Origin of the sequence: Duganella vulcania (genome assembly GCF_009857655.1) — a bacterium.
Classification (GTDB): Bacteria; Pseudomonadota; Gammaproteobacteria; order Burkholderiales; family Burkholderiaceae_D; genus Rugamonas; species Rugamonas vulcania.
The window spans coordinates 1-2065 of sequence record NZ_WWCX01000227.1 but is presented as its reverse complement, the minus strand read 5'-3'; the positions used below and the strand labels follow the sequence as shown (position 1 = coordinate 2065).

Sequence of the window (2065 nt, the reverse complement as noted above, 5' to 3'; positions counted from 1 at the left end):
TGGGCGTGGCCGTGGCCGTGCTGGCCGTGCTGCTGATGCCGGTGCGGCTGACGGTGCTCGCGCCCGGCGAGCTGGTGCCGGCCAATCCGGCCACGATCCGGGCGCCGCTGGACGGCGTCATCGCCGACTTCGCCGTGCGCCCCAACCAGGTGGTGGCCGCCGGCCAGGAGCTGTTCTCGTTCGACCAGGCGCCGATCGGCAGCCGCCTCGACGTCGCCCGCGAAGGCTTGTCCACCGCGCAGGCCGAGTACCGGCAGGCGGCCCAGATGATGCTCAACGACCCGCGCGCCAAGGCGCAGCTGGCCACGCTGCTGGGCCGCATCGCCGAGAAGCAGGCCCAGGCCAGCTTCCTTGAAGGCCAGGCGCAGCGCTCGCGCGTGCTGGCGCCGCAGGCCGGCATCGCGCTGTTTGACGATCCGTCCGAATGGATAGGCCGGCCCGTGCAGACGGGCGAGCGCATCCTGCAGGTGGCCTCGGCCACCGACGTGGAGATCGAAGCCTGGGTGCCGATCGGCGACGCCATTCCGCTGGCCGAGCAGGCGCCGCTGCACCTGTACCTGGCGTCGGCGCCGCTGACGCCGCTGACCGGCACCCTGCGCTACATGAGCCACCGCGCCACCGCGCGCCCGGACGGCAGCTACGCCTACCGCGTGCGCGCCAAGCTCGACAGCGTGGCCGGCCAGCGCATCGGCCTCAAGGGCACGGCCAAGCTGGGCGGCGAACGGGTGCCGCTGGTGTACTGGATGCTGCGCCGTCCGCTGGCTAGCGTGCGCCAGTTCCTCGCGTTCTGAGGCGCCGTGATGCGATCGCGCCTTCCCCCGCTGCGCCAGGAGCTGGCCATCGACGCCGGCCCGCGGCTGGCCGACGGCCAGCCCAGCTGGACCCTGCACGACCCGGTGCGCAACCAGTTCTTCCAGCTCGACTGGCCGAGCTTTGAAATGCTCAGCCGCTGGAACCTGCAAGAGCCGCAGGCCGTCATCGACGCGATCAACCGCGACACCGCGCTGCAGCTGGACGGCGGGGCGATCGAGCGCCTGCTGGCCTTCCTGCGCGACCAGCAGCTGCTGCAGCCGGGGCGCGGCGCGGCCGCGGCGTTTGCCGCCATGCGCGCGCGCCAGCGCGGCAACTGGCAGCAATGGCTGCTGCACAACTACCTGTTCTTCCGCATCCCGCTGCTGCGCCCGGACCGCTGGCTGACGTGGCTGGCGCCGCGCCTGGCGTTTTTGTTCTCGCCCGCGTTCCGCTGGCTGACCGTGGCCGCCGGCGTATTCGGCGTGGCCGGCGCCTACCGCGAATGGGAGCGTTTTTCCGCCACGCTGATGGATACGCTGAGCTGGCACGGGGCGCTGCTGTACGGCTGCGCCGTCACGTTTGCCAAGGTCTGCCACGAACTGGGCCACGCGCTCACGGCCAAGCGCTACGGCTGCCGGGTGCCGACCATGGGCCTGGCGTTCCTGGTGATGTGGCCGGTGGCCTACACCGACACCAACGAGGTGTGGAAGCTGGCGCGCCGCGACCAGCGGCTGGCCGTGGCCGGCGCCGGCATCGTGACCGAGCTGATGATCGCCTGCTGGGCCACGCTGGCCTGGGCGTGGCTGCCCGAGGGCGGCCCCAAGCAGGTGGCCTTCCTGCTGTCGACCACCACCTGGATCGCCACCGTGGCCATCAACGCCAGCCCGTTCATGCGCTTTGACGGCTATTTCCTGCTGTCGGACTACCTCGGCCTGCCCAACCTGCACAGCCGCGCGTTCGCGCTGGCGCGCTGGGACCTGCGCGAGCGCCTGTTCGCGCTGGGCGAGCCGGCGCCGGAATCGTTCCCGCCCCGCCGCCGCACGGGGCTGGTGCTGTTTGCCTGGGCGGTGTGGATCTACCGGTTGGTGCTGTTCCTCGGCATCGCCGCGCTGGTGTACCACTTCTTCATCAAGGCGGTCGGCATCCTGCTGTTCATGGTGGAGATCGGCTGGTTTGTCGCGCTGCCGCTGTGGCGCGAGCTGCACGCCTGGGGACGGCGCTGGCAGGCGCTGCGCCACAGCCGCCGCGCCCGGCGCAGCGGCGCGCTGCTGGC

At 71.9% G+C, this 2065-nt stretch carries 2 protein-coding genes; both read left to right on the top strand.

Annotated elements, in window-relative coordinates; translation table 11 throughout:
• The coding region (locus GTP90_RS35535; RefSeq protein ID WP_161087907.1) for an efflux RND transporter periplasmic adaptor subunit at positions 1 to 791 on the top strand (791 nt) is incomplete at its 5' end.
• 9 nt (positions 792 to 800) lie between these two features.
• Positions 801 to 2065, top strand: a 1265-nt coding sequence (locus GTP90_RS35530; protein ID WP_371875189.1) for a site-2 protease family protein, incomplete at its 3' end; no start/stop codon positions are given.